Origin of the sequence: Streptomyces sp. NBC_01433, assembly GCF_026340105.1 — a bacterium.
Lineage (GTDB): Bacteria > Actinomycetota > Actinomycetes > Streptomycetales > Streptomycetaceae > Streptomyces.
Genome location: NZ_JAPEPM010000001.1, coordinates 4,130,980 through 4,157,815, shown reverse-complemented (window position 1 = coordinate 4,157,815; position 26,836 = coordinate 4,130,980). Strand labels below are relative to the sequence as shown.

Genomic DNA, 26,836 nt, shown 5'->3' with positions numbered 1-26,836 from the left:
CGTCAGCTGTCGGACGGCGCGCCCTTCGCGGACGGCGCCGAAGCGGTCACGGAAGGCGACGACTGCTCTGCGGCAACCGTCTTCTTCGTGGCCTTCTTCGTGGTCGTCTTCTTCGCGGCGGTCTTCTTGGCGACCGTCTTCTTCGCAGCCGTCTTCGTGGCGGTGGCCTTCTTGGCCGTCGCCTTCTTGGCGGTCTTGCGCGCCGTCTTCTTCGCCGGGGCTTCCGGGGCCTCCGGGGCTTCCGCCTCGGTCCGCGCGCCGTCGGCCGGAGCCTCGGACTCGGGCGTGGTCGTCACGACGACGACCGCCGGCTCGTCGGCACCCGCGGGCGAGCCCGCCGGGGCGGTGGCCTTACGGGTCGCCCGGCGCCGGGCACGCGGCGGGGCTGCCGGGGTCTCGGTGACCTCGGCCGCGGGGGCCTCGGAGACCGGAGCCGCGGCGGCCGGCGCCTCGACGACCGGGTCCTCGACGGCGACCGGGTCCGTGGTGGGCTCGGCCGGCTGGACCGGCTCCGCCGCCTCGGCCTGCTTCGGCGAACCCGCCGGGGCGGACGCCTTGCGAGTCGCGCGGCGACGCGTCCGGCCCTGCGGAGCCGCCTCGGCCTCGGGGGCCGGAGCGGCCTCCGGGGTCTCGACGACCGGCTCGGGCTCGGGCCGCTCCTCGGCGACCGGGACACTCTCGGTCACCGGGGCGGGGGCGGCGGCCTTCGGGGCACCGGCCGGGGCCGTCGCCTTACGGGTCGCACGCCGACGGCCGCGGCCGCGCGTGGCGGCCGCCTCGGCCTCGGCCGGGCTGCTGTACAGCTCCTCGTCCGGGACGAACTCCGGCTCGGGCAGCGCCACCGGGGCGGCGACCTCGGCAGCCAGCTCGGCCTCGGTCTCGGCCGCGTGCTCCGCCTCGTGCTCGGCGTGCTCGGTGAACTGACCGCTCTCGTGGTCGTGCTCCTGGCCCGAGCCGCCGCGGCGCTTCTTGGAACGCTTGCCACCGCCGCCGCCACCGACGGACGTCGGCTGCTCCATGTGCACGATCACGCCGCGTCCGTTGCAGTGGACACAGGTCTCGGAGAAGGACTCCAGCAGACCCTGGCCCACCCGCTTGCGGGTCATCTGGACCAGGCCCAGCGAGGTGACCTCGGCGACCTGGTGCTTCGTACGGTCCCGGCCCAGGCACTCCAGCAGTCGCCGCAGCACCAGGTCCCGGTTGGACTCCAGCACCATGTCGATGAAGTCGACGACGACGATGCCGCCGAGGTCGCGCAGCCGCAGCTGACGCACGATCTCCTCGGCCGCCTCCAGGTTGTTCTTGGTGACGGTCTCTTCCAGGTTGCCGCCCTGGCCGGTGAACTTGCCGGTGTTGACGTCGACGACGACCATCGCCTCGGTCTTGTCGATCACCAGCGAGCCCCCGCTCGGCAGATAGACCTTGCGGTCCAGCGCCTTCATCAGCTGCTCGTCGATCCGGTACGTCGCGAAGACGTCGACCTCGGAGGTCCACCGCGACAGGCGGTCCGTCAGATCCGGGGCCACGTGCGAGACATAGCCGTGGATGGTCTCCCACGCGTCGTCACCGCTGACGATGACCTTCGAGAAGTCCTCGTTGAAGATGTCGCGGACGACCCGGACGGTCATGTCCGGCTCGCCGTAGAGCAGCGTCGGCGCGTTGGAGCTGCCGCTGTTCTTCGACTTCTTCTGGATCTCTTCCCACTGCTCCTGGAGCCGCTCGACATCGCGGCGCAGCTCGTCCTCGCTCGCGCCCTCGGCGGCGGTGCGCACGATGACGCCCGCGTCCTCGGGGACGATCTTCTTGAGGATGGACTTCAGCCGGGACCGCTCGGTGTCGGGCAGCTTGCGGCTGATCCCGGTCATCGAGCCCTCGGGCACGTACACCAGGTAGCGGCCGGGCAGCGAGACCTGGCTGGTCAGGCGGGCGCCCTTGTGGCCGATCGGGTCCTTCGTCACCTGGACGAGGACCGACTGGCCGGACTTCAGCGCGGTCTCGATACGGCGCGGCCCGTGGGCCATGCCGAGCGCCTCGAAGTTGACCTCACCGGCGTACAGGACGGCGTTGCGGCCCTTGCCGATGTCCACGAAGGCGGCCTCCATGGACGGCAGAACGTTCTGCACCTTGCCCAGGTAGACGTTGCCGACGTAGCTGGTGGCCTGCTCCTTGTTGACGTAGTGCTCGACGAGCACGTTGTCCTCAAGGACGCCGATCTGGGTGCGCTCGCCGTTCTGGCGGACGACCATCACCCGCTCGACGGCCTCGCGGCGGGCCAGGAACTCGGCCTCCGTGATGATCGGGACGCGACGGCGGCCCTGCTCACGGCCTTCGCGGCGGCGCTGCTTCTTCGCCTCCATACGGGTCGAGCCCTTGATGGACTGGACCTCGTCGAAGCCGGTGCCGGGCTCGCGCTCCTCCTTCTTGCGGGGCTCGCGGACCTTGACGACCGTACGCTCCGGGTCGTCCTGGCCGTTCTCGGCCTCGGGGCCGGCGTCACCGCTGCGACGGCGGCGACGGCGACGGCGGCGACTGCTGCTCGAACCGGCGGCCGAGGAGTCGTTGTCCTCGTCGTCCTCCGCCTCGTCGGCGTACTGCCCCTGCTCGTCCTCGGAACGGTCGGAGCGGTCAGAACGGTCGGAGCGGTCGGCATGCGTCTCGTCGCTGTGCTGCTCGGCGTCGTCCGCGTCGTTGATCTCACCGCGGCGACGACGGCGGCCACCGCGACGGCGGCGGCGCGAGGGCCGGTCACCGTACTCGTCGGAGTCCTCGCCGTCGCCCTCGTGCTCGGCGTCCGTCGCGCCCTCGGGCTCGTCCTGCTCGTTGCCGGGCTGCTCGACGGGCTCCTCGACCGGGGCGGCGGGCGCGGCGGTCTGCTCGGGCTCGGCGTTCTCACCGCGACGGCGGCGACGGCGGCGCGAGCCGCCCTGCGACGCGGCCTCGGCGGGTTCGGCCTCGGCGGGCGCGGCCTGCTGGGCGGGCTCGGCCTCGGCCGTCAGCTGCTCCTCGGCCTCGTCGCTCTCGTCGTACGACGCGACGGGACCGGCCGCGGCAGCGGCGGCAGCGGCGGTCTCGGGGGTCTGGAACATCGGCTCGGCGAAGACCGGCGCCTGGAAGACGGCCACGGCGGGGCGCGCCGCACGGCGGCCCTTGCGGGTGGGCTCCTCGATCTTGCCGGTGAACTCCGGGCGGCCCGCGGCGGCGGTGGCCCGACGGCGCTGACGGCCACGCGGCGCGGCGTCCTCGACCTCTTCGGTCTCGGTTGCCAGTTCCTCGGCGACGGCCTCGGGAAGGCTCTCGCCGGTCTCGGCCGCCAGTTCCTCGGAGGCCGCTTCGGTGACCTGCGGGGCTCCGGCGGGGGAGGTCGCCTTGCGGGACGCACGACGACGGCCACGGGGAGCCTGCGGCTCCTCGACAACCTCGACGGGCTCCACGACGGCCTCGACCACGGGCTCCACGATCTCGACGGCGCTCTCCGCCGCGGCGGCCTGCGGCGCTCCGGCCGGGGCCGACGCGCGGCGCCGGGCACGGGCGCGGGGTGCTGCCGGGGCTGCCTGCGGTTCCTCGACGGCTTCGGCGGGCTCCGCGACGGTCTCGGGCTCGGCGGCCGCGGCCGGCTCGGCCACGACGGCGGCCTCGGCGGTCTGCGGGGCACCGGCGGGGGAGGTCGCCTTGCGGGACGCACGACGACGGCCACGGGGAGCCTGCGGCTCCTCGACAACCTCGACGGGCTCCACGACGGCCTCGACCACGGGCTCCACGATCTCGGCGGCGCTCTCCGCGGCCTCGGGGGTCTGCGGGGCTCCGGCCGGGGCGGTCGCCTTACGGACCGCACGGCGGCGGGCACGCGGCGCGGGGGCCTCAGCGGGCTCGGGCTCGGCCGGGGCCACTGCCTCCACGGGCGCGGGCTCGGCGGCGCTCTCCACGGTCTCGGCGGTCTGCGGGGCTCCCGCCGGGGCGGTCGCCTTACGGACGGCACGGCGGCGGGTGCGCGCCGGGGGCGCGGCCTCGTCCGGCGCGGTGTCCGCGGCTTCGGCGGCCGGTATGGCCGGCGTCACGTCTTCGGCGCCCGTGCCCGGTGCGCCCGCCGTCGGCGGGCCCGCGGGGCGGGATGCCGCGCGGCGCCTGCGGCGCGGCGGCAGCTTGTCGCCGGGGGTGTCGTCTTCGCTGTTTCCGGTCGTACCGGGTTCGTTCGACTCAAGCATGCGGGCGGTTCTCCCGTCACGCTCCCGGGCGCCGCGTCTGATTCCGGTCCGTCACGGTCCGCATGTGGTGCGATACCGCCGTCCGGGGCGCGGGCGCCGCACAGGAGCTGATGTCTGGCTCGCCGGTTCCGTACGCGTTGTACGCACGGCCTGGCGAAAGTCTTCTGGTCAGTGCGCGGCCCGACCCAGGTGGCTCCCGAGTCCAAGGGCTGCGCTTCAACGACCGCCTTACGCGGAACCTGTACCTTCCGGCGCTGTCGCGACGGCAGCCTGTGCGACCGCTGATTGAGCGGTCGGGGCTGCCTCGCGGTCAGGCGCGAGCGGGTCGGTCACCGTGCCGGACTCCTCGTCGAAGAGCCCCTGCGCCAGCCTGGTCACCGCTGCGGGGACCGGCGGCGCGAGGTCGGCCACAGCTCGGAGACCGGACAGGACGTCGTCGGGTCGGACGGCAGGTGTCACGTGCCGAACAACCAGCCGCAGTATCGCACAGGGCTTGTCCCCGGGCCTATCAGGCTGTGGATCAAGAGCCTGCAGGTCGGCGACGGCGGCACGGGCGTCGAAGGTCCGCATCCCGTTCTTCGCGCGGCGCTGGACCTCGACGGTCTCGGCGTCGTTGAAGGCGGAAACGGCCTTGCGGGCGTCCTCGGACGTGACTCCGTCGAGACGCATCTCCCAGACGGAGGCGGTCAGCCGGTCGGCGAGACCCGGGGTCCGGGCCTCCACCGCGTCGGTGACATCGAGGCCGTCCGGCAGCGACTCGTTGAGCAGGTCGCGCAGCACGTCGGGATCACGCGCCTCGGTGAGGGCGATCTCCAGGAACTCGGCCTCGCTGCCCGTGCCGGTGGGGGCGGCATTGGCGTACGACACCTTGGGGTGGGGGGTGAAGCCCGCCGAGTACGCCATCGGCACCTCGGAGCGGCGCAGTGCCCGCTCGAAAGCCCGCTGGAAGTCTCGGTGGCTGGTGAACCGGAGGCGGCCGCGCTTGGTGTAGCGCAGGCGGATGCGCTGCACTGCCGGTGCGGGCGGCGGGCCTTCGGGCTGTCGCTTGCCCAGTGGTTCTTCTCCTCGGTGCGGGGCGGGCGCGGTGGCGCGCCGCCCACGAAATACGGGTGGCCCCGGGGTGCCCGTACCGGCTCACCCCCGCTTGGTGAATCCTTCTCCGAGCGGGGAGATCTCTGGTGCCTGCGCCGCGCTGGGGACAGTCGTTGTTTGTTGCGCACCACCCAGCGTACGCGCAGCGACCACGCCCTGTTCCCCGGCCCGGGGGTCCGGCCCTCCCCCGACCAGTGCCCGCCAGGCGTCCCGCCGGGCCTGCCGGACGCTCTCGCGGGCCGCGCGCAGGGCCCCGCGCATGGCCTGGCCCGTCTCCACGGCGGCCCGTTTGGCGGGGGCCCAGACCGCGTCGCGTACGAAATGTCCGACCGGGGTGCACACGGTGCGGTAGGCCCAGGTCACCGGCGCGCCGACCAGATGCCACGCCAGCCAGGCCAGGGCCCGGCCGACCGCCCGGGAGAGGTACCCGGCGACGCGCCAGGCGACCCCGATCGCGGTGCCGATCTCGCGGCAGACCGGGACGAGGACGCGCATGTACACCCAGGAGACGGGCACGACGAGCAGATTGCGGATCAGCCACACGCACGTCATCGCGAGGCCGTTCCCGACGGCGGCGAGGCCCCGTCCCAGCAGGCCGAGCAGCCACGAGACGCCGTGTCCGACCGGGGTGAGGACGGCCTCGTACAGCCACACCACGGGTACGACGAGCCCGTACCGGACCACCGGCACCACCACGTACCGCCACAGGCCCACCACCGGCCGGACGAACACCGCGCCCAGCAGCCATCCCAGCGCGGTGCCGATGCCCCGCCCGGCCGGGGCCAGCAGGGAGCGGTACAGCCAGGAGAGCCCGTGGCCAAGTGGAGTGAGGACCGCCTCGTACAGCCACACCAGCGGTACGGCGAGCCCGTACCGGACCACCGGCACCACCAGGTAGCGCCACAGGCCGATCCAGGGCCAGACGAACAGGGCGGTGGCCAGCCACAGCAGGGCGTGGCCGAGCGGGGTGAGGACCGTGCGGTACAGCCAGACCGACGGGATCACGACGAGTACGTCGAACAGCCACGCCAGGGCCCGGCCGAGGGGGTGCAGCAGTACCCGTTCGGCGGCGTGCCAGGTGGCGGCGAGCACGTCCCAGACCATGCGTACGGGCAGCACGATCACCAGGACCACGATCCGTACCGGAATCCTGATCACGGTGGTCAGACAGCCCTCGCCGGGCTCGTACCGCGCGGGCGCCTGGTGCTTGCCGTAGTCCATGCCGTACATGACGCGATGGCCCGGTCCGGGGTTTCCCGGACCGGGCCATCGTCACCGAGCTGTCACTCGCGCGGCCGCGGGCGGATACGCGCCGCGCGGCCGCCGAGCCCCGTGGAGTCGGGTGGAGCGCCGTGGAGCTACTTCACGACCGTGAGCGGAAGCAGCTTCTTGCCGGTCGGGCCGATCTGGATGCTGGTGTCCATCTGCGGGCAGACGCCGCAGTCGAAGCACGGGGTCCAGCGGCAGTCCTCGACCTCGGTCTCGTCGAGCGAGTCCTGCCAGTCCTCCCAGAGCCAGTCCTTGTCGAGGCCGGAGTCCAGGTGGTCCCAGGGCAGGACCTCCTCGTACGTCCGCTCCCGGGTGGTGTACCAGTCGACGTCCACGCCGAAGCCGGGCAGCGTCTTCTCGGCGCTGGCCATCCAGAGGTCGTAGCTGAAGTGCTCGCGCCAGCCGTCGAAACGGCCGCCGGCCTCGTAGACGGCGCGGATGACGGAGCCCACCCGGCGGTCGCCGCGCGAGAGCAGTCCCTCGACGATGCCGGGCTTGCCGTCGTGGTAGCGGAAGCCGATGGAGCGGCCGTACTTCTTGTCGCCGCGGATCTTGTCGCGGAGCTTCGTCAGCCGGGCGTCGGTCTCCTCGGCGCTGAGCTGCGGGGCCCACTGGAAGGGCGTGTGCGGCTTGGGTACGAAGCCTCCGATGGAGACGGTGCAGCGGATGTCGTTCTGGCCGGAGACCTCGCGGCCCTTGGCGATCACCTTGACCGCCATGTCACCGATCTGGAGGACGTCCTCGTCGGTCTCGGTGGGCAGGCCGCACATGAAGTACAGCTTCACCTGGCGCCAGCCGTTGCCGTACGCGGTGGAGACCGTACGGATCAGGTCCTCCTCCGAGACCATCTTGTTGATGACCTTGCGCAGGCGCTCGGAGCCGCCCTCGGGGGCGAAGGTGAGACCGGAGCGGCGGCCGTTGCGGGTCAGCTCGTTGGCCAGGTCCACGTTGAACGCGTCGACGCGGGTGGAGGGCAGCGAGAGGCCGATCTTGTCCTCGGTGTACCGGTCGGCGAGGCCCTTGGCGATCTCACCGATCTCGCTGTGGTCGGCGGAGGAGAGGGACAGCAGGCCGACCTCCTCGAAGCCGGTGGCCTTGAGACCCTTCTCGACCATCTCGCCGATGCCGGTGATGCTTCGCTCCCGCACGGGGCGCGTGATCATGCCTGCCTGGCAGAAACGGCAGCCGCGGGTACAGCCGCGGAAGATCTCGACGGACATCCGCTCGTGGACGGTCTCGGCGAGCGGGACCAGCGGCTGCTTGGGGTAGGGCCATTCGTCGAGGTCCATGACGGTGTGCTTGGACACCCGCCACGGCACGCCGGACCTGTTGGGCACGACCCGGCCGATGCGGCCGTCGGGGAGGTACTCGACGTCGTAGAAGCGCGGGACGTAGACGCCGCCCGTCTTCGACAGCCGGAACAGCACCTCGTCACGGCCACCTGGACGGCCTTCGGCCTTCCAGGCCCGGACGATCTCGGTGATCTCCAGGACGGCCTGCTCGCCGTCGCCGATGACCGCGCAGTCGATGAACCCCGCGATCGGCTCGGGGTTGAACGCCGCGTGGCCGCCCGCGAGCACGATCGGGTCGTCGACCGTACGGTCCGCGGCCTCCAGCGGGATGCCCGCGAGGTCCAGGGCGGTGAGCATGTTGGTGTAGCCCAGCTCGGTGGAGAAGCTGAGGCCGAAGACGTCGAAGGCGCCGACGGGCCGGTGGCTGTCCACGGTGAACTGGGGGACCCGGTGCTCACGCATCAGCGCTTCGAGGTCGGGCCAGACGCTGTACGTGCGCTCGGCGAGGACCCCTTCGCGCTCGTTGAGCACCTCGTAAAGGATCATGACTCCCTGGTTGGGGAGTCCGACCTCGTAGGCGTCGGGGTACATGAGGGCCCAGCGGACGTCGCAGCTGTCCCACTCCTTGACGGTGGAGTTCAGCTCACCGCCGACGTACTGGATGGGCTTCTGCACATGCGGGAGCAGAGCTTCGAGCTGTGGGAAGACCGACTCGGCAGACATCTCGCGAACCTTCGTGAGCTGGCAGGGGTGACCATCCAGCCTACCCCGCGGCTCAGCCCTTCAGATCCGCGCGCAACCCCGGTCCCGACGCCCTCGCCCAGGTCTCCGGCAGCTCGCGTTCGCGGGCCGCCGCCCGCGCCGCCTCCTGCCCGTGCAGCAGCCCCCAGGTGAAGGCGGACTCCCCCGCCGCGTGGGCCTGGATCGCGAGGTCGCGCAGGGCGTCGCGGGCGACCACGCTGTCCTGGTGGTCGCCGAGGAGCTTCTGTACGTCCTTCATCCGACGGGCGAACCGCTTGGCGGGCCCGCCGAGCGCGGGCCGGGCCGCCTCGCCCGCGTACCGGGCGCGCTTGGCCGCCTTGCGGGCCTCGTGCAGGGCCAGGTCCCGCTCGTGGCCCGGCGGGTGCGCGAGCGCGTGGTCGATGCGGGCGGCGAGGCGGTCGTGGTCCTTCAGCACCGCGCGGGACAGGGCCTTGCCGGGTGGCCGGGCGGCGGCGGGCAGCAGGGGCGGGTCGGCGAGGAGCGCGTCGAGGGAGTCCAGCAGGGCGAGGTAGCGCTGTCCGTCGAGTACGGCGACTGTCCTGCGGCGGGAGCCCGCGCGACGGGCCGTCGACCAGATGCGCAGTCGGCCCCTGACCGGGCCGAGGCGCAGGGTGCGGGGCAGCGCGGCGATCGCGGCGCTCAGCCGTTCGTCGAGGACTTCCTGGTCGCGGTCGACGCCCAGCTCCGCGGCCAGCCACTTCAGTTCCTCACCCACCGGGTCGGTGAGCGTGCGGTCCAGGATCCCGCGGTACGTCCTGAAGGCGCTGCGCAGCCGGCGCGTGGCGACGCGCATCCGGTGCACGGAGTCGGGGAGGTCACGGCGTACGGCGGGGTCGAGGGTGATGATCGCCTCGGTCTGTTCGCGTACGTAGGCCAGGACGTGGTCGCCCGCGGTGGCCCTCGCGGGGCTGTTCGCGGGGGCCTTCCCGGAGGCCTTCCGACGGTCGTTCTTGTGCTTGCTCTTGTGGTGCCCGGTCCCCGGGGCCGTCTCGTCGAGGGCTCTGGCCAGCTTGGAGGAGGACGCCGAGGGCCGTACCCCGGCCTTGCGCAGCCGCCGCTCGACCACGTCCAGGAAGGCGGGGTCGCCGCCGTCGGCCAGTTCGACCTCGATCTCGGTCCATGCGGCGGTGGCGCCGCCGCCGTCCTCGGTGAGCCGTTCGGCGCGGACCGCGTCGATGCTGAGCTCGGCGAGGAGGGCGCCGTCGGCGTCGAGCAGATGGTGGACGTCGCGGGCGGAGCGCAGCCGGACGACGGGGGCGAGCGCGGCACGGCGGACCCGGGAGCGCAGCAGCGCGGCGAGGCCGTCCGGCAGGGTGTCGGCGAGCGGGGCCCCGATCTCGTCCCGGATGCCGGAGGCGACGGGGAACTTCAGGTGCCAGCCCTCGTCGTCGCCGCCGGTCCTGCGTCGCAGGGTGAGGGAGGCGGCGGCGAGGCGGAGGTCGTCGGTGTCGTAGTAGACGGCGTCGAGTTCGCGGACGCCCCGGTGGGCGACCTCGAAGACCCCGGCCGCGCGGGTCAGGTCGGGCAGCCGGGTCTCGGGAGTCGCTTCGTACTTCCGCTCGATCTCACGCTTCGAGTCCGCCATGTACCGAATCTAGACGCGTTGTCCGCAGATGGGGAGGGGCGTGGCGGAAATCCGCACGGCTCAGGCCGTTATCGGCCGCTGCACCCTGATCGACTGCAACAGCCCGATCGCCACCCAGACGGCGAACATCGACGACCCTCCGTACGACACGAACGGCAGCGGCAGACCCGCCACCGGCATGATGCCGAGCGTCATCCCGATGTTCTCGAACGCCTGGAAGGCGAACCAGGCGATGATGCCCGCGGCCACGATCGTGCCGTACAGCTCGGTGGTCTCGCGGGCGATCCGGCAGGCGCGCCACAGGACGACACCGAGCAGGACGAGGATCAGTCCGGCGCCGAGGAAGCCCAGTTCCTCACCGGCGACGGTGAAGACGAAGTCGGTCTGCTGCTCGGGGACGAACTGGCCGGTGGTCTGCGTGCCTTCGAACAGCCCGGTGCCGGTGAGGCCGCCGGAGCCGATCGCGATGCGGGCCTGGTTCGTGTTGTAGCCGACGCCCGCCGGGTCCAGCGCCGGGTTGGCGAAGGCCGCGAAGCGGGCGATCTGGTAGTCGTCGAGCAGACCGAGCTGCCAGATGGAGACGGCGCCCGCGGTGCCCGCGCCGAGCAGTCCGAAGACCCAGCGGTTGGACGCCCCGGAGGCCAGCAGCACGCCGAGCACGATGACGGCCATGACCATCACCGATCCGAGGTCCGGCATCAGCATCACGACGGCCATCGGGATGACCGCCAGGCCGAGGGCCTTGGCGACCGTCCGGTGGTCGGGGTGCAGCTGGTCGCCCGCGTCGACGCGGGCGGCGAGCAGCATCGCCATGCCAAGAATGATGGTGATCTTGGTGAACTCGGAGGGCTGGAGGGAGAATCCGCCGCCGATGATGATCCACGCGTGGGCGCCGTTGACCGTGGCGCCCAGCGGGGTGAGGACGGACAGGACCAGGAGCACCGAGAGCCCGTACAGGATCGGGACGGCCCCGCGCAGGGTGCGGTGGCCGAGCCAGATCGTGCCGATCATCAGCGCGAGGCCGATGCCGGTGTTCAGGGCGTGCCGGAAGAAGAAGTAGTACGGGTCGCCGTGGGTGAGCGTGTCGCGGTTGCGGGTGGCGGACCAGACGAGCAGTGAGCCGATGAAGGAGAGCGCGAGCGCCGAGCCGAGCAGTGGCCAGTCCAGCCGCCGCACGACGGAGTCACGGGCGGTGAGCTTGGCCCAGGAGCCGCGCTCGGGGGCGTACCGCGAGACGGAGAAGCCGCCGGCCATCAGTCCCGCCTTCCCGGTGCACCGGCGAGCGCCTGCTGTCCCTCTTGGACCGGCGGCTCGGGGGTGTACGGCTTGATGTTCGGGGAGTCGATCGAGCCGTCGGGCTGGATCTTCGGGAGCGCCTTCTGCGGCTTGGGCAGGAGGGCCTTCTTCGGGTCCTGCTTGCCCGCGGCGTCGAGACCGTAGAGGGCGTTGTAGATGTTGCGCACGGCGGGCCCGGAGGCACCGGAGCCGGTGCCGCCCTGGGAGATCGTCATGACGATCGAGTAGTCCTTGGTGTACGTGGCGAACCAGGAGGTCGTCTGCTTGCCGTAGACCTCGGCGGTGCCGGTCTTGGCGTGCATCGGGATCTTGTCCTGGGGCCAGCCGCCGAATCGCCATGCGGCCGAGCCCCGGGTCGCGACACCCGCGAGGGCTTGGTCTATTTTGTTGCGCGTGTCTCCGGTGAAGGGGAGCTTGCCGTGCGACTCGGGCTTGATCTCCTGGACGGTCCGGCCGTCGCCGCTGACGATCGCCTTGCCGACGGTCGGGTTGTACAGGGTGCCGCCGTTGGAGATGGCGCCGTAGATGGTCGCCATCTGGATCGGGGTGACGAGGGTGTCGCCCTGGCCGATCGAGTAGTTGACGGAGTCACCGGCGCGCATCTTGTTGCCTTCGAGGCAGTTCTCGTACGCGATCTGCTCGACGTACGTGCCGCCCTTCTTGCCCTGCTTGCACCAGGCGTCCTTGTTCGCCTTGAAGAAGTCCTGCTTCCACTTGCGGTCGGGGACCCGGCCGGTGACCTCGTTGGGGAGGTCGATGCCGGTCTCCTTGCCGAGGCCGAACTGGTGGGCGGTCTTGTAGAACCAGTCGTGGGCGTTCTTCTTCGGCTGGGTGCCGCCGTCCTTCTGCCACTCCCTGTGAGCGAGGCCGTAGTAGACGGTGTCGCAGGAGACCTCCAGGGCGCGGCCGATGCTGATGCTGCCGTAGCCCTGGGACTCGAAGTTCTTGAAGGTCTGGCCGCCGATGGAGTACGAGCTGGGGCAGGGGTAGTTGCCGTCGAAGTCGTAGCCCGCGTTGACCGCGGCGGTGGAGGAGATCACCTTGAAGATCGAGCCGGGGGCGGCCTGCCCCTGGATGGCCCGGTTCAGCAACGGGAAGTTGGACTTCTTGCTGGTGAGCTTGGTGTAGTCCTTGCCGGAGATGCCGCCGACCCAGGAGTTCGGGTCGTAGGTGGGCAGGGACGCCATCGACACGATGCGGCCGGTCTTGGCCTCCATGACGACGACGGCGCCGGAGTCGGCCTTGTAGTTCACACCGGTGTTGCGGTCGAGTTCCTTGCGGGCCGTCTCCATGGCCTTGTTGAGCTCGTACTCGGCGACCCCCTGGACGCGGGCGTCGATGGAGGTGACGACGCTCGCGCCGGGCTCCGCCTTGTCGTTCGCCGCCTGGCCGATGACCCGGCCGAGGTTGTCGACCTCGTAGCGGGTGACGCCCGCCTTGCCGCGCAGCGCCTTGTCGTAGGTGCGCTCCAGGCCGGAGCGGCCGACCTGGTCGGAGCGGAGGTAGGGCGACTCGGTGTCCTGGGCCTTGGTGATCTCTTCGTCGGTGACCGGTGAGAGGTAGCCGAGGACCTGAGCGGTGTTGGCCTTGCCGGGTGCGGCGTAGCGGCGTACGGCGGTGGGTTCGGCGGTGATGCCGGGGAAGTCCTCGGCGCGCTCGCGGATCTGGAGGGCCTGCTGGGTGGTGGCCTCATCGGTGACCGGGATCGGCTGGTACGGCGATCCGTTCCAGCAGGGCTGCGGGGTCTTCGCGTCGCAGAGCCGGACCTTGTCGAGGACGTCCTTGGGCTTCATGTCCAGGACCTCGGCGAGCCGGGTGAGGACGCTGTTGCCCCTGTCGTCCATCTTCATCAGCTCGGTGCGGCTGGCGGAGACGACGAGGCGGGTCTCGTTGTCGGCGAGCGGTACGCCGCGGGCGTCGAGAATGGAGCCGCGGACGGCGGGCTGGACGACCTGCTGGACGTGGTTGTTCTTGGCCTCGTCGGTGTATTCCTGGCCGTTGCGGATCTGGAGGTACCAGAGGCGGCCGCCGAGGGTGAGCAGCAGGGAGAAGACGAGGACCTGAATGACGATGAGCCGGATCTGGACCCGCTGGGTCCGGCCGGTCTCGGGGATGTTGCTCACGGGGCGCCCCCGGTGGTGGTCCGGGGGGTGTCCCCCGGGAAGTGCGGCCTCACAGGCGCTTGACCCCCTTGATCCTTCCCGCGCGTGCGGCGCGGTTGCGGGCCGCCTTGACGCGCAGCCCGCCGCGCTGGCTGCCGATCCGCAGCCCGGTGCCCGAGGCGAGCCACCCGGCGGCGACGTCGCCGCCGGAGGAGGACTCGGCGAGCGGATCGTTCTCGGTACGTCTGGCGAGGGCCATGATCAGCGGCACGGTGAACGGTGCCAGCAGCAGGTCGTAGATCGCGGCGGTGAACAGCAGGCTGCCCAGGCCCACATGGCGGGCGGCCGTGTCACCGACGAGGGCGCCGACTCCGGCGTAGAGCAGGGTCGAGCCGATGGCCGCGGCGACCACGACGGCCATCGGGGCGAACGCCGACTTGAGCTGTCCGTTCTCCGGCCGGGCCAGGCCCGCGAGGTAGCCGATGACGCACAGCACCAGGGCGTAGCGCCCGGCGGCGTGGTCGGCCGGCGGTGCCAGGTCGGCGAGGAGGCCCGCGCCGAAACCGATGAGGGCGCCGCTGACGTGCCCGTACACGAAGGCGAGTCCGAGGACGGTGAGCAGCAGCAGGTCGGGGACGGCGCCGGGGAGCTGGAGCCGGGCGAGCACGGAGACCTGGACGACGAGGGCGACCACGACCAGCGTGACGGAGAGCAGAGTCCGGTTGAAGCGCATGGGAATCAACTACTCCTGGTCGTTTGCCGCGTTGTCGGGATTACCGGTGCCGTCGGGATCGGCCGCGTTGTCGGCGTTCCCGGTGGCATTTCCGGCGGGATCTCCCGCGGCGTTTCCGGTGTTCCGCGCCGGGTTGTCCGTGGCGTTCCCGGTGTTCCCCGCCGGATTGTCCGTGGCGTTCCCGGTGGGCTTCGTGCCGGGCTTCTCGTTGATGTTCCCGACGACCTTTCCACCGGGGCCGACGAGATCGCCGTTCGGCTGGACGGTGACGGTGACCGTGGGGGTGGGCTTCGGCTTGGCGGGCTTCTTCGGCAGGACCATGTCGCGGGGGTCCTCGCGCGGGGCCTGGACGACGATGCCGACGATGTCGAGCTTGGTGAAGCCGACGTACGGCTTCACATAGACGGTCCGGGTCAGATCGCCGCCGGACGGGTCGACGCGGACGACCTCGCCGACCGGGACGCCGGGCACGAAGGGCTTGTCCTTGCTGGAGCCGAAGGTGACCAGGCGGTCGCCCTTCTTCACCTTGGCCTTGCCGTTGAGGAACTGGACCGACAGCGGCCGCGAGCCCTGGCCGGTGGCGAAGCCGAGCTCGTCGGTCTTCTCCATCCGGGTGCCGACGGTGAAGTCGGGGTCGTTGGCGAGCAGGACGGTCGCCGTGTTCGGGCCGACGGTGGTGACCCGGCCGACCAGTCCCTGGCCGTTGAGCACCGTCATGTCCCGCTTGACGCCGTCGTTGCTTCCGGCGTCGATGGTGATCGTCCAGGAGAAGCCCTGGGCCGCTCCTATGGCGATGACCTCGGCGCCCTTGATGCCGTACTGGCCGGCGCCCGCGTCCTTCATCATGGCGTCGAGCTGGCGGACCCGGCTGTTGTTGCGGTCGTCGCTGCCGAGCCTGGCCTTCAGCGCGGCGTTCTCCCGCTCCAGGACGGCGATCCGGTCGTGCCGGTCGCCGGAGTCCCGTACGGCGCCGATGGCGTTGCCCACGGGGTCGACGGCTGCCGCCACCCCGTTCTCGACCGGTCCGAAGACCGTCGCGGCGGCCTGCCGGGCGCCGTCCACCGGTGACTCCTCGCCGCCGCGGATATCCACCGTAATCAAAGCGAATGCGATGGCGATCAGCAGCACCAGGAGCAGCCGGCTCTCTCGTGTGTCCCTCACGTGCGGCGGCCGTGCCTTCCTCGTCGGAATGTTCGTGCCTGTATATCAACGATCCGACGTACGGAGCGGCAGCGTCCGCACGTCGGATCGTGGAGTTTCTACCGTCGGGGCTGGGCGTCCAGCACCTGCTGGAGCGCCTCGAACTCCTCGACGCACTTGCCCGATCCGAGGGCCACCGAGTCCAGCGGGTCCTCGGCGATGTGGATCGGCATGCCCGTCTCGTGGCGCAGCCGCTCGTCGAGTCCGCGCAGGAGCGCGCCGCCGCCGGTGAGGACGATGCCGCGGTCCATGACGTCGCCGGAGAGCTCCGGCGGGCACTTGTCGAGCGTCGTCTTCACCGCGTCGACGATCGCGTTGACCGGCTCCTCGATGGCCTTGCGGACCTCGGTCGCGGAGATCACGACGGTCTTGGGCAGCCCTGAGACCAGGTCCCGGCCGCGGATCTCGGTGTGCTCGTCCTTCTCCAGCTCGAACGCGGAACCGATCGTGATCTTGATCTGTTCGGCGGTCCGCTCACCGAGGAGGAGTGAGTACTCCTTCTTGATGTGCTGGATGATCGCGTTGTCCAGCTCGTCCCCGGCCACCCGGATCGACTGGGCAGTGACGATTCCGCCGAGCGAGATCACGGCGACCTCGGTGGTGCCGCCACCGATGTCGACGACCATGTTCCCGGTGGCCTCGTGGACCGGCAGACCGGAGCCGATGGCCGCGGCCATGGGCTCCTCGATGATGTGCACCTGGCGCGCGCCGGCCTGCGTCGATGCCTCGATGACGGCGCGTCGCTCGACCCCGGTGATACCGGAGGGCACACAGACGACGACCCGCGGGCGGGCCAGGTAGCGGCGCTTGTGGATCTTGAGGATGAAGTAGCGGAGCATCCGCTCCGTGATCTCGAAGTCGGCGATCACGCCGTCCTTCAGTGGCCGTACGGCAACGATGTTGCCCGGCGTACGGCCGATCATCTTCTTGGCCTCGGAGCCGACCGCCAGGATGCCGCCGGTGTTGGTGTTGATGGCCACGACGGACGGCTCGTTCAGAACGATGCCGCGCCCCCTGACGTACACCAGCGTGTTGGCAGTCCCGAGGTCGATAGCCATGTCACGGCCGATGAACGACATTGAGTTCCCCTTGTTCCCCATGAGGATGCGTCGGGCCTTCCCAAGAAGCGATAGTGGCTTGTTTTGGTAGGCGAGGTTGGCGCTGCGGGCGTGGAAGCTTCCATCGTAGTGCCGTATGCACGGACACAGCGCGAGGGTCCTTCGCCATTGTGAGCGGAACGGGTTCCCGTTCTACCCATGGTGACGTTACGTCGGAGGAATGCGTTCCCGCGATCTCGAACCCTATGCCGAAGGGCGACCGAATTACTTCGGTCGCCCCAGGTCATGAGCGCTGTTTGGCGGATCCCAGGTCAGGAAAGTCCCGGAAAGAAGAGCTTCAGTTCTCGCTCCGCGGACTCCTCGGAGTCCGAGGCGTGGATGAGGTTCTCCCTGGTGATCGTGCCGAAGTCGCCACGGATCGAGCCGGGCGCGGCGGCGATCGGGTCGGTGGGGCCGGCCAGGGCACGGACACCCTCGATGACCCGTTCGCCTTCGGCCACAAGGGCGACGACGGGGCCGGATGCCATGAACTCCACGAGCGGCTCGTAGAACGGGCGGCCCTTGTGCTCGCCGTAGTGCTGCTCCAGCGTGTCCCCGTCGAGCGTACGCAGCTCCAGCGCGGTGATCTGCCAGCCGGCCTTGCGCTCGATACGGCCGACGATCTCGCCGATCAGCCCGCGCCTGACGGCGTCCGGCTTGAGAAGGACGAGGGTGCGCTGAGTCATGTACGGCTCCTTGCAGGCATACGGGTGCGGTGAGGCGAGATTACAGGGGTACGGGAACGGGCCGACGGCCGGGTTACGCAGCGTCATCCCCAGGCCCACGACCGGGCCTTCCGGAGCCCCGCACCCGGGCGGGCCGGGCCGGGCTCAGGCCGGGGCCTCGGTGGTCTCCTGCGCCGCCCACCGGGCCTTCGCCTCGTCGATCTTCCGGCCGTAGTGCACCGAGGCCCACCACAGGCCGCCGAAGGCCAGACCGAGGATGAACATCATCGGGACCACGAAACCGCTCAGCACCAGCGCGATCTGGAGCGCCCAGCCGAGCTGTACGCCGCCGGGGCGGGTGATCACGCCGCACAGCAGCACGGACAGCACCATGCCGATGCCGCAGACCGTCCAGACCGTGGCCGCCGTCAGGTCGTCGGACTTCATCGCGACGAGTCCCGCGAAGCCGATCACGAAGAACTCACCGATCAGCGTGGACGCGCAGAGAGTACGCACGGCTCAGCCCCTTCCCAGCAGCAGCCGGGCCTCGCCGACCGTGATCACGGATCCGGTCACCAGGACCCCGGCGCCCGCGTACTCCTCGTGCTCCTCGGCGAGGGTGATCGCCGCCTCCAGCGCGTCGTCCAGACGCGGCTCGACCTGGACCCGGTCGTTGCCGAAGACCTCGACGGCGATACCGGCCAGCTCGTCCGCGTCCATCGAGCGGGCGCTGGAATTCTGGGTGATCACGACCTCGGCGAAGATCGGCTCGAAGGCTTCGAGCAGCCCCCGCACGTCCTTGTCGCCGCTCGCCCCGACCACACCGATCAGCCGGGAGAAGCTGAACGCCTCGGAGATGCCGTCCGCCGCGGCGGACGCACCGGCGGGGTTGTGGGCGGCGTCCAGGACGACGGTCGGGCTGGAGCGGACCACTTCGAGACGGCCCGGCGACAGCACCGAGGCGAAGGCCTTGCGGACCGCGTCGATGTCGAGCGTCCGGGCCTGCTCGGCGCCGATGCCGAAGAACGCCTCGACGGCGGCGAGCGCCACCGCGGCGTTGTGCGCCTGGTGGGCCCCGTACAGCGGGAGGAAGATCTGGTCGTACTCGCCGCCGAGACCGCGCAGCGTCAGCAGCTGGCCGCCGACCGCGATCTCCCGGGAGCCGACACCGAACTCCATGCCCTCGCGCGCGACGGTGGCGTCCACCTCGACGGCCTTCTTCAGCATCACCTGCGCGGCGTCCACCGGCTGCTGCGCCAGGATGACCGTGGCGCCCTGCTTGATGACCCCGGACTTCTCCCCGGCGATCTCGGCGGGCGTGTCGCCGAGCCGGTCGGTGTGGTCCAGCGAGATCGGGGTGACGACGGCGACCGTCGCGTCGATGACGTTCGTCGCGTCCCAGGTGCCGCCCATGCCGACCTCGACCACCGCGACGTCGACCGGGGCGTCGGCGAAGGCCGCGTACGCCATGCCGGTCAGCACCTCGAAGAACGACAGGCGGTAGGGCTGCTGGGCGTCGACCATCTCGACGTACGGCTTGACGTCCTCGTACGTCTCGATGAAGCGCGCAGCCTCGATCGGGGCGCCGTCCAGGCTGATCCGCTCGGTGATCGACTGGACGTGCGGCGAGGTGTACCGGCCGGTGCGCAGCTCGAAGGCGTTCAGCAGGGCCTCGATCATGCGGGCCGTGCTGGTCTTGCCGTTGGTACCGGTGATGTGGATGGAGGGGTACGCGCGCTGCGGCTCACCGAGCACGTCCATCAGTGCCGCGATACGCGTCACCGAAGGTTCGAGCTTGGTCTCGCCCCAGCGGCCTGCGAGCTCCTGCTCCACGGCGTGCAGTGCCCTGTCGGTCTCGGGATCGGCCGGGCGGGTGGGGACGGTGTCGCCCAGGGGCGGTCCGGACCGGGTGCGCAGGGTGCGGCTCCCGGCCTCGATCACCGCCAGGTCGGGGTCGCGCTGGGTCGCTTCGTCGACGATCTCCTCGAAGGTGTCGTCGGACTCTGACGCGTCGTGCCGGTCTGAAGGGCGGGGCTCACTCACGGGGCCAGTCTACGGATGGGCACGGACATCGCGCGCAGCGCCCGGCGGCCGGGGCGGATCGGCCGTTCGGAGGGAGCGCGCGGTGCGAAGCCGCGGGGTGCCGCATGGTGGAGGAGTGCGACCCATCCCGCTGATCCTGATCGCGGCCCCGGACGGATTCCATCCGGGGCTCGTCGGCGTGACCTCGGGCGAGGGCTACGAAACCCTGGTCGTGCACAGCGGCGAGAGCGCTCTGCGTGCCCTGTACAAGCATCGGCCTGACCTGCTGATCCTGAGCCTGCGCCTCGGCGGGCTCAGCCCCTGGGAGGTACTGAGCCGGGTACGGGACATGAGCGATCTGCCGATCGCGGTCGTGGACGCTTCCTTCCATGTACGGGACGCCGTACGGGCACTGAATTCCGGGGCCGACGACTATGTGACCGCGGAGGTGCCGCAGGCACTGTACGAGCCGATGCTGCGGGCCCGGCTGCGGCGGGCGACGGGCGGGGCGCCCGAGGTGATGTCCCTGGTGGAGGACGGCCGGCTCACGCTGGACCTCAGGGCGCACGAGGCGGTGCTGGACGGACAGTGGCTCGATCTGACCCCGATCGAGTTCGCCCTGCTGACGGCGCTCGCCCGGCACTCCGGTCAGGTGCTCTCCGCCGATCAGCTGCTGCACATGGTGTGGGACGTACCGCCCGGCAGCGATCCGGCGCGGGTGAAGTACACCGTGCTGCGGCTGCGCCGGAAGATCGCCCGGACGACGGGGCGGCCCGCGCCGGTCGAGACGGTGCGGGGCCTGGGCTACCGCTATCCGGCTCCGGGGACTTCTGAGGCTCCGGAGGCTCCGGAGGGGACGTCCACCGGGCCGTTGGACCCGGCCGGACCGCCCCCGGCCGGGCCATAGGTCCCGGGACCAACTTCCCCATCCGCGCGCACCGGCGTCGCGCAACGCCGCCGCACCCCCCGTACACCCGCTGTGCAACCTGCGCCGCCGAGCCTGGGACGCCCCCGGCCGGGAACGGCGAAAGGAACGGCCCTCCATGTCCCCCGAACTCCCCGAGCTGCCCGCGCGCTCCGTCGCCGTCGTCCTGGGCACCCGGCCCGAACTGGTCAAGCTCGCACCCGTCATCCACCGCCTCGGTTCCTCGGCCCGGCTCATCCACACCGGTCAGCACGGGGACGAGGCCATGTCGGGCCGGTTCGTCGCGGAACTGGGTCTGCCCGCACCGGAGCTCCTGCGCAGTGTCGGCGGCACCTCGCGCGCCGTCCAGATCGCCCGTTCGCTGGAGCAGCTCGACGCGCTGTTCGGTGAGCACCCGCCCGCGGCCGTCGTCGTGCAGGGCGACACGAACGCCACGCTCGCGGGCGCCCTGGCCGCCAACGCGCGGAGCATCCCCCTCGTCCACGTCGAAGCCGGACTGCGCAGCCACGACCCGGCGATGCCCGAGGAACACAACCGCGTCCTCGTCGACTCGATCGCCGACGTCCTGTGCGCCGCCACCCCGGAGAACCGGGCGAACCTGCTGGCCGAGGGCACCGACCCGGCGCGCATCACCCTGACCGGCAACACCGTCGTCGAGGCGGTACAGCGCCATCTGCCCCCGGCCGAACGGCGCGAAGCCCTGCTGACGCACCACGGCCTGGAGCCGGACCACTACATCCTGGCGACCCTGCACCGGCCCGAGAACACCGACGACACCGCGACCCTGCGCACCGTCCTCACGGAACTGGCCGCGCTGGCCACCGACGACCTGCCGGTGCTGCTCCCCCTGCACCCGCGCACCCGCGCCCGTATCGAGGAAGCCGACCTGGGCGGGCTGCTGGACGGCGTCACGGTGCTGGCCCCGCTGGGGTACGGGGAGTTCCTCGCCCTGGCCCGGCACGCGGCGCTGCTGATCTCCGACTCCGGCGGCATCCAGGAGGAGTGCACCGTCCTGGGCCGGCCGCTGATCGTGGTCCGCCGGTCGACCGAGCGCCCGGAGTCGATGGCCCACTTCGCCCACCTCGTGCCGCCGGGACCGCGGATCGGCCGGCTGGCCCGCCATCGCCTCGCCCAGGGCGCCCACGGGCTGCGCCTGCTGGAGCGGACCCCCAGCCCGTACGGCGACGGCCGCGCCGCCCAGCGGATCGCGGCGCTCGTCACCGCGCTCGTGCGGCCCGCCGCCCGCGACGCGGCGGCACTCGCCGCCTGAGAGCTGTCCCGCGATCCCCGGCGGGACAGCCCTCAGTCCGTCCCCGCTTCCGTCCGACTCCCCCGGAGCCTTGTCGTGCCTGCCCCACTGACCACCGCTCTCCACGTCTATCCGTTCGCCCTCCTGCTCGGCTTCCTCCTCTACTGGGCGGGATCACGCCGGGCATACCTGCGCCGCCGCCCCACCGCCCCCGGTGACCCGGCGCTGTTCGACTGGCACTTCTTCGTCCCCTGCCGGGACGAGGAGGCCGTGGTGGGCACGACCGTGGCGCGACTGCGCGCGGACTTCCCCGGCGCGGACGTCTGGGTGATCGACGACGACAGCGACGACGCGACCGGCGAGATCGTCGCCGCGCTCGCCGCGGGCGATCCACGGGTACATCTCGTCCAGCGCCGCCGCCCGGACGCCAGGACCGGAAAGGGGGCCGCGCTCAACACCGCGTACGAGCGGCTCGGGGCGTTCCTCCCGGCGGGCACCGACCGCTCCCGGGTGATCGTCTGCGTGATCGACGCGGACGGACAGCTCGATCCCGGGGCCCTGGTCCCCGTCTCGGGCCCCGAGGCGTTGGGCGACCCGGAGACCGGCGGCGTGCAGGTGTCCGTACGGATGCGGAACGCGGGCGAGCGCCGGCCGTTCCCGGAGCGTGGCCGCGCCGCCAACGCGCTGGGGCGGGTCCTCGTACGGGTGCAGGACATGGAGTTCGCCGTGTCGAACACGGGGATGCAGCTGATGCGCAACCGCACCGGTTCGACGGGGCTCGGCGGCAACGGCCAGTTCACCCGGCTGAGTGCCCTGGACCGGATCGCGACCGCCGAACGCCGTCCCTGGCAGCACGGCGCGCTGCTGGAGGACTACGAGCTGGGCCTCCACATGCTGCTCGCGGGATACCGCACCACGCATGTCGCCGACGCCCACGTCACCCAGGAGGCGCTGCCGAGCGGCCGTCGGCTGCTCGCGCAGCGGACCCGCTGGGCACAGGGCAATCTCCAGTGCGTGCGCTACGCGTCGCGGATAGTCTCCTCCCGGCACATCCGGGGGCGCGGGGTGATGGAGACGCTCTACACCTTCGTCCAGCCGCTGGCACATCTGCTGACGCTGGCCCTCACGGTGGTGATCCTCGCGTCGCCGGCCGTCGGGGCGGTGCGGGGCGACGGCGGGCACGAGCTGGACCGTCTGCTGGTCCACTGGCCCGTGATGGTCGTCCTGGCCGTGGTGTCGGTGACGCCGTTCATCCTGTGGGGGCCGCTCTACCGCCGCGATCACGTGCCCGACGCGTCGTTCCTGAAGTCACTGGTGTGGGGCGTGGCGCTGTGGCTCTACGCGTACCACCTGTTCATCGTCTCGGCCCGGGGCTTCGTCCGGATGCTCCGGGGGCGCAACGGCTGGGCGAAGACCCGGCGCAACGCGGAGCCGCTGATGGTCGGACCGGCCGCGCGGGAGACGTGAGGGGCGCGCCGGGTACGGCGAAGCCCCCGCGCTCCCGGTCGGTCGGGCGTGCGGGGGCTTCGTACTCAGGTCATCATCCCTGCGGCAGGCTCGCCAGCTGGGCGGTGATCCGCTCGATGTCGGCCTCGGCCTTGGCCAGGCGGCCGCGGATCTTGTCGACCACGTTGTCCGGGGCCTTGGCCAGGAACGCCTCGTTGCCGAGCTTCCCGTTGGCCTGGGCCTTCTCCTTCCCGGCCGCCTCCAGGTCCTTCGTGAGGCGCTTGCGCTCGGCCGGGATGTCGATCGTGCCGGAGAGGTCGAGGGCGACCGTGGCCCCCGCGACGGGCAGGGTCGCGGTGGCGTGGAAGCCGTCCTCGGCGGGCTGGAGCCTCAGCAGCTGACGGATGGCCGCCTCGTGCGGGGCAAGCGCAGTACCGGTCAGGGTGAGCCGGGCCGGGACCTTCTGGCCGGGCTGGAGGCCCTGGTCCGAGCGGAAGCGGCGGACCTCGGTGACGACCTGCTGGACGAGCTCGATCTCCCTCTCGGCCTCGGCGTCGCGGAAACCGGAGTCGGCGGGCCAGTCGGCGATCACGACGGATTCCCGGGCGGTGAGCGCGGTCCAGAGCGTCTCGGTGACGAACGGGACGATGGGGTGCAGCAGTCGCAGCATCACGTCGAGGACCTCACCGAGGACCCGGCCGGAGACCTCGGCCTGCCTGCCGCCCGCGAAGAACGTGGTCTTGGACAGCTCGACGTACCAGTCGAAGACCTCGTCCCACGCGAAGTGCCGCAGCGTCTCGCTGAGTTTGGCGAACTGGTAGTCGTCGTAGAACGCGTCGACTTCGGCGACGGTCTTGTTGAGCCGGGACAGGATCCAGCGGTCGGTCACCGACATCTCGTCGGCGGACGGCAGATCGCCCTCGATCGTGGCCCCGTTCATCAGCGCGAAGCGGGTGGCGTTCCAGATCTTGTTGGCGAACTTCGCCGAGCCCTGGACCCACTCCTCACCGATGGGGACGTCGGTGCCCGGGTTGGCGCCGCGCGCCAGCGTGAAGCGCAGGGCGTCGGAGCCGTACTTGTCCATCCAGTCCAGCGGGTTGACCACATTGCCGAAGGACTTCGACATCTTCTTGCCGTGCTCGTCGCGGACCATGCCGTGCAGGACGATGGTCCCGAACGGCGGGACGCCGTCGTTGACGTACAGGCCGAACATCATCATCCGGGCGACCCAGAAGAAGAGGATGTCGTAGCCGGTGACCAGGACTGAGTTCGGATAGAACTTCGCGAGGCTGTCGGTCTGCTCCGGCCAGCCGAGCGTGGAGAACGGCCACAGGCCGGAGGAGAACCAGGTGTCCAGGACATCGCTGTCCTGGGTCCAGCCCTCGCCCGTGGGCGCCTCGTCGTCCGGTCCGACGCAGACGACCTCGCCGTTCGGGCCGTACCAGACGGGGATGCGGTGGCCCCACCAGAGCTGGCGCGAGATCGTCCAGTCGTGGAGGTTGTCGACCCAGTCGAAGTACCGCTTCTCCATCTCCTGCGGGTGGATCTTGACGCTGCCGTCGCGGACGGCGTCACCGGCCGCCTTGGCGAGCGGGGCGACCTTGACCCACCACTGGAGGGAGAGGCGCGGCTCGATGGTGGTCTTGCAGCGCGAGCAGTGACCGACCGAGTGGACGTACGGCCGCTTCTCGGCGACGATCCGGCCCTCGGCGCGCAGCGCGGCGACGATGGCGGACCGGGCCTCCAGGCGGTCGAGGCCCTGGAAGGGGCCGGGGACCGTGATGACGGCGCGCTCGTCCATGACCGTGAGGAACGGCAGGTCGTGGCGCTTGCCGATCTCGAAGTCGTTCGGGTCGTGCGCGGGGGTCACCTTGACGGCGCCGGTACCGAACTCGGGGTCGACGTGGTGGTCGGCGACGACCGGGATCGTACGGTCGGTGAGCGGCAGCTTGATCTGCTTGCCGACCAGGTGCCGGTAGCGCTCGTCGTCGGGGTGGACGGCGACGGCGGTGTCACCGAGCATCGTCTCGGCGCGGGTGGTGGCGACGACGATGGTCTCCTCGCCCTCGCCGTACTTCATGGAGACGAGCTCGCCGTCGTCGTCCTGGTACTCGACCTCGATGTCGGAGATCGCGGTCAGACAGCGGGGGCACCAGTTGATGATGCGCTCGGCGCGGTAGATCAGGCCGTCGTCGTACATCCGCTTGAAGACGGTCTGGACGGCCTTGGACAGGCCCTCGTCCATGGTGAAGCGCTCACGGGACCAGGCGACGCCCTCGCCGAGGCGGCGCATCTGTCCCGCGATCTGGCCGCCGGACTCGTTCTTCCACTTCCAGACGCGCTCGACGAAGGCTTCGCGGCCCAGGTCGTGGCGGGACTTGCCCTCCTTGCCGAGCTCACGCTCGACGACGTTCTGGGTGGCGATTCCGGCGTGGTCCATGCCGGGCTGGTACAGCGCCTCGAAGCCCTGCATGCGCTTGCGGCGGACGAGGGCGTCGATCAGGGTGTGCTCGAAGGCGTGCCCCAGGTGGAGACTTCCGGTGACGTTCGGCGGCGGGATGACGATGCTGTAGGGCGGCTTGTCGCTGTGTTCGTCCGCTTCGAAGTACCCGCGTTCTACCCAGCGCTCATACAGCTTCCCCTCTACATCGGCCGGCGCGTACTGGGTCGGCAGTTCGGGGTTGCTGGCTGGCTGCTGCTGAGCGTTCTCGGTCACGGGAGACAGTTTAGGGCCGTCACAGTCCCGTACTGAAACGGGATTGTTCAGTAACGGTGTGATCCACGATGCCCCACGCCTGCGCCGCTTCCGCCAGGATGTTCGGAACGCATAAGCATTCTGGAGGGGACAGCGCAATGAGCTACAACCAGCCGGGCCCGTACGGTGGGCAGCCGCCGCAGGGCCAGCCCGGACCGTACGGACAGCAGCCGGGCCCGTACGGCGGCCAGCCGCCCCAGGGCCCGCCGCAGGGTCAGCCCCAGGGCCAGCCCGGCTACGGGTACCCGCAGCAGGCCCCCCAGGGCGTTCCCCCGCAGCAGCCCCCGCAGGGCTACGGCTACCCGCAGGCCCAGCAGCCGGGCCCGTACGGCCAGCAGCCGCCCACTCCCCCCTACGGCGGCCAGCAGGCCTACGGCGGGCAGCCCCCGTTCCCCCCGGCGGCACCGAAGAAGAAGACCGGCCTGATCATCGGCGTGGCCGTCGTCGCGCTGGCGGTCATCGCGGGCGGGGTGTACTTCCTCACCTCGGACGGCAGCTCCAGCAACAGTGACGTGGCGGACTCGACCAAGGGCTACAAGGTGACGCCCCCGGACTCGGTGGACGACTACAAGAAGAACAACGAGCAGTCGGCGCCGTCCAGCCCTCTCACGGGCACGGAGAAGACCGAGGCCGAGGCCATGGGGATCAAGAACCCCCAGAAGGCGGTCACCAGTTACGCCAGCGGGAGCAAGGACAACCCGCTGGCACAGAAGGCGCTCTCCTTCCAGGGCATGTGGGGCGAGGTCAGCGATCCCGCGAAGGTCGTCGACGGCTCCTTCAGGAACGCCGAGAAGGAGATGAAGCAGGGGGACAACGGCTCGACGTTCTCCCTGGTCGGCAGTCCCGAGAACGTCACGCCGGCCGGCTTCAAGGGCGCGCTGATGAAGTGCCAGAGCATGAAGATGCTCAACGCCAAGGGTGACGGCACGCCCGCCAACGGCCCGAAGGAAATGGTCATGCCGGTCTGCATCTGGGCCGACTACAGCACCATCGGGATCGTTGTGGGCTTCGACGTCGGCGCGTCCGTGACCGGCAAGGCCATGCCGCAGGAGGACGTCGCCGCCCTCACCGCCAAGCTCTACAACACCTCGCGCACCAAGATTTGACCCCGCGTCACCACCCGGCACCGCACAACAACGAAGGG

At 71.0% G+C, this 26,836-nt stretch carries 18 protein-coding genes; 4 read left to right on the top strand and 14 right to left on the bottom strand.

Features of this window, described 5'->3' with window-relative positions:
- Positions 1-2: 2 nt before the first annotated feature.
- From OG413_RS18685 to OG413_RS18625, 13 genes are all read right to left on the bottom strand, one after another.
- Complete coding sequence (locus tag OG413_RS18685) at positions 3-4,202, bottom strand: Rne/Rng family ribonuclease (protein ID WP_266806987.1); 4,200 nt, start codon at positions 4,200-4,202, stop codon at positions 3-5.
- Between the two features lie 228 nt (positions 4,203-4,430).
- Entirely contained in the window at positions 4,431-5,213 is a 783-nt protein-coding gene (locus OG413_RS18680) for a TIGR03936 family radical SAM-associated protein (RefSeq protein WP_266806985.1), read from the bottom strand.
- A 123-nt stretch (positions 5,214-5,336) separates the two neighbouring features.
- Positions 5,337-6,515, bottom strand: a complete 1,179-nt coding sequence (locus tag OG413_RS18675) for a hypothetical protein (RefSeq protein WP_266810232.1) — start codon at positions 6,513-6,515, stop codon at positions 5,337-5,339.
- A 137-nt stretch (positions 6,516-6,652) separates the two neighbouring features.
- Positions 6,653-8,578: a TIGR03960 family B12-binding radical SAM protein gene (locus tag OG413_RS18670; protein WP_266806983.1), complete on the bottom strand. Its 1,926-nt coding sequence runs from the start codon at positions 8,576-8,578 to the stop codon at positions 6,653-6,655.
- 52 nt (positions 8,579-8,630) lie between these two features.
- The gene (locus OG413_RS18665; RefSeq protein ID WP_266806981.1) at positions 8,631-10,202 is read right to left on the bottom strand and encodes a CYTH and CHAD domain-containing protein; all 1,572 of its coding nucleotides are present in this window, start codon (positions 10,200-10,202) and stop codon (positions 8,631-8,633) included.
- A gap of 60 nt (positions 10,203-10,262) precedes the next feature.
- Positions 10,263-11,456 (bottom strand): rod shape-determining protein RodA, encoded by a 1,194-nt coding sequence (gene rodA, locus OG413_RS18660; RefSeq protein WP_073723151.1) that lies wholly within the window; start codon positions 11,454-11,456, stop codon positions 10,263-10,265.
- A complete protein-coding gene (gene mrdA / locus OG413_RS18655) occupies positions 11,456-13,621 on the bottom strand; it encodes a penicillin-binding protein 2 (protein WP_266806978.1) in 2,166 nt (721 codons plus the stop codon). Before mrdA ends, rodA begins: the two co-directional genes overlap by 1 nt.
- A 49-nt stretch (positions 13,622-13,670) precedes the next feature.
- On the bottom strand, positions 13,671-14,333 hold the full coding sequence (mreD, locus tag OG413_RS18650) for a rod shape-determining protein MreD (RefSeq protein ID WP_266806977.1): 663 nt from the start codon (positions 14,331-14,333) through the stop codon (positions 13,671-13,673).
- A gap of 9 nt (positions 14,334-14,342) precedes the next feature.
- Positions 14,343-15,494 (bottom strand): rod shape-determining protein MreC, encoded by a 1,152-nt coding sequence (mreC, locus tag OG413_RS18645; protein WP_266806975.1) that lies wholly within the window; start codon positions 15,492-15,494, stop codon positions 14,343-14,345.
- Positions 15,495-15,592: 98 nt separating this feature from the next.
- On the bottom strand, positions 15,593-16,612 hold the full coding sequence (locus OG413_RS18640; RefSeq protein WP_073723157.1) for a rod shape-determining protein: 1,020 nt from the start codon (positions 16,610-16,612) through the stop codon (positions 15,593-15,595).
- 290 nt (positions 16,613-16,902) lie between these two features.
- Positions 16,903-17,316, bottom strand: coding sequence for a nucleoside-diphosphate kinase (ndk, locus tag OG413_RS18635; protein WP_266806971.1), 414 nt, complete (start codon positions 17,314-17,316; stop codon positions 16,903-16,905).
- 144 nt (positions 17,317-17,460) lie between these two features.
- The gene (locus OG413_RS18630) at positions 17,461-17,811 is read right to left on the bottom strand and encodes a DUF4233 domain-containing protein (protein ID WP_266806969.1); all 351 of its coding nucleotides are present in this window, start codon (positions 17,809-17,811) and stop codon (positions 17,461-17,463) included.
- 3 nt (positions 17,812-17,814) lie between these two features.
- Positions 17,815-19,338 carry a folylpolyglutamate synthase/dihydrofolate synthase family protein gene (locus OG413_RS18625; RefSeq protein WP_266806968.1) on the bottom strand — a complete coding sequence of 508 codons (1,524 nt, stop codon included), beginning with the start codon at positions 19,336-19,338 and terminating at the stop codon, positions 17,815-17,817.
- A gap of 115 nt (positions 19,339-19,453) precedes the next feature.
- On the opposite strand from OG413_RS18625, the gene OG413_RS18620 reads away from it, so the two are divergent.
- The 3 genes from OG413_RS18620 to OG413_RS18610 all read left to right on the top strand — a co-directional run bounded on the left by OG413_RS18620 (position 19,454) and on the right by OG413_RS18610 (position 22,958).
- On the top strand, positions 19,454-20,224 hold the full coding sequence (locus OG413_RS18620; protein WP_266806967.1) for a response regulator transcription factor: 771 nt from the start codon (positions 19,454-19,456) through the stop codon (positions 20,222-20,224).
- A gap of 136 nt (positions 20,225-20,360) precedes the next feature.
- The gene (gene wecB / locus OG413_RS18615; protein ID WP_266806965.1) at positions 20,361-21,512 is read left to right on the top strand and encodes a non-hydrolyzing UDP-N-acetylglucosamine 2-epimerase; all 1,152 of its coding nucleotides are present in this window, start codon (positions 20,361-20,363) and stop codon (positions 21,510-21,512) included.
- A 75-nt stretch (positions 21,513-21,587) separates the two neighbouring features.
- Positions 21,588-22,958 (top strand): glycosyltransferase, encoded by a 1,371-nt coding sequence (locus OG413_RS18610; RefSeq protein WP_266806963.1) that lies wholly within the window; start codon positions 21,588-21,590, stop codon positions 22,956-22,958.
- A 73-nt stretch (positions 22,959-23,031) separates the two neighbouring features.
- Here the strand turns inward: OG413_RS18610 and OG413_RS18605 are convergent, their stop codons facing one another.
- Complete coding sequence (locus OG413_RS18605) at positions 23,032-25,653, bottom strand: valine--tRNA ligase (protein ID WP_266806961.1); 2,622 nt, start codon at positions 25,651-25,653, stop codon at positions 23,032-23,034.
- A gap of 137 nt (positions 25,654-25,790) precedes the next feature.
- On the opposite strand from OG413_RS18605, the gene OG413_RS18600 reads away from it, so the two are divergent.
- Entirely contained in the window at positions 25,791-26,798 is a 1,008-nt protein-coding gene (locus OG413_RS18600; protein ID WP_266806959.1) for a hypothetical protein, read from the top strand.
- Positions 26,799-26,836 lie beyond the last annotated feature (38 nt).

Bases quoted from the DNA above. Each gene is read 5' to 3' on its own strand.
- OG413_RS18685 (WP_266806987.1), bottom strand. From the start codon at position 4,202: ATGCTTGAGTCGAACGAACCCGGTACGACCGGAAACAGCGAAGACGAC.
- OG413_RS18675 (WP_266810232.1), bottom strand. From the start codon at position 6,515: ATGGACTACGGCAAGCACCAGGCGCCCGCGCGGTACGAGCCCGGCGAG.
- OG413_RS18670 (WP_266806983.1), bottom strand. From the start codon at position 8,578: ATGTCTGCCGAGTCGGTCTTCCCACAGCTCGAAGCTCTGCTCCCGCAT.
- OG413_RS18665 (WP_266806981.1), bottom strand. From the start codon at position 10,202: ATGGCGGACTCGAAGCGTGAGATCGAGCGGAAGTACGAAGCGACTCCC.
- rodA (WP_073723151.1), bottom strand. From the start codon at position 11,456: ATGGCCGGCGGCTTCTCCGTCTCGCGGTACGCCCCCGAGCGCGGCTCC.
- mreD (WP_266806977.1), bottom strand. From the start codon at position 14,333: ATGCGCTTCAACCGGACTCTGCTCTCCGTCACGCTGGTCGTGGTCGCC.
- OG413_RS18640 (WP_073723157.1), bottom strand. From the start codon at position 16,612: ATGTCGTTCATCGGCCGTGACATGGCTATCGACCTCGGGACTGCCAAC.
- ndk (WP_266806971.1), bottom strand. From the start codon at position 17,316: ATGACTCAGCGCACCCTCGTCCTTCTCAAGCCGGACGCCGTCAGGCGC.
- wecB (WP_266806965.1), top strand. From the start codon at position 20,361: ATGTCCCCCGAACTCCCCGAGCTGCCCGCGCGCTCCGTCGCCGTCGTC.
- OG413_RS18600 (WP_266806959.1), top strand. From the start codon at position 25,791: ATGAGCTACAACCAGCCGGGCCCGTACGGTGGGCAGCCGCCGCAGGGC.